This window comes from Blautia sp. MSK.20.85 (genome assembly GCF_013317245.1).
Classification (GTDB): domain Bacteria; phylum Bacillota; class Clostridia; order Lachnospirales; family Lachnospiraceae; genus Blautia_A.
Genome location: NZ_JAAIUN010000115.1, coordinates 1 through 363 on the forward strand (window position 1 = coordinate 1; position 363 = coordinate 363).

General features: G+C 41.3%; 1 protein-coding gene. It reads left to right on the top strand.

Annotated elements, in window-relative coordinates; all coding sequences use genetic code 11:
• Positions 1 to 40: 40 nt before the first annotated feature.
• Positions 41 to 363: transposase family protein (locus tag G5B12_RS17155; RefSeq protein ID WP_174088986.1), on the top strand; the 323-nt coding region annotated here is incomplete at its 3' end.

The following is a 363-nucleotide window of genomic DNA, read 5'->3' on the forward strand; positions in this document are numbered from 1 at the left end:
CCCCTTTTCTAGTAAAATAAAAGAAAAAGGGGTGTTATTTATGCAGGAATTATTAGAGTGGATGGAATACATTGAAGATACTCGTCAGCAGACAAAGGTTCGTCATACGTTGAAGGATATTCTTGTCATTGTGTTGTTTGCAACTCTTGCGAATGCGGATGACTGGGTTGAGATGGCATTGTTTGCAGAAAGCTATCAGGATTATCTTCGAAAGTATATTGAACTAAAAAACGGAATCCCCTCTCATGATACGATCCGGCGTGTCATGGGGATGATATCGCCCGAAATTCTGCAGCAGCTCTATGGAAAATGGCAGGAGCGGCTGGATAAAAATGATGGAGAACTGTTGAAGAAGATCATCTG